The following is a 224-nucleotide window of genomic DNA, read 5'->3' as shown; positions in this document are numbered from 1 at the left end:
CCGAGGTCGCCGGGATCGGTGATTTCCTCCACAAACTCGATATCATATTCTTTGATACGCTCACAAAACCGCATGGTGTCTGCGATAGAAATGCCGCCACCGAAATCAAGCATAAGCCTGATATCGGAACCGATCGCCTTTCGTACTTCGCGCACGCGTTCGATTCCAGCGGTGACGGCGTCACGATTGTCAGAGTATCGACCATTTGGATGCCGCAATGTTCC

The 224-nt window shown here is 52.2% G+C and carries 1 protein-coding gene; it reads right to left on the bottom strand.

Features of this window, described 5'->3' with window-relative positions; translation table 11 throughout:
* A partial coding sequence (locus HWD97_RS24460) for an enolase C-terminal domain-like protein (protein WP_371835837.1) occupies positions 1-224 on the bottom strand: 224 nt, incomplete at both ends.

It is taken from the genome of Ochrobactrum sp. C6C9 (genome assembly GCF_022627935.1).
Classification (GTDB): Bacteria; Pseudomonadota; Alphaproteobacteria; order Rhizobiales; family Rhizobiaceae; genus Brucella; species Brucella teleogrylli.
This window is presented reverse-complemented; position numbering and strand designations above follow the sequence as displayed.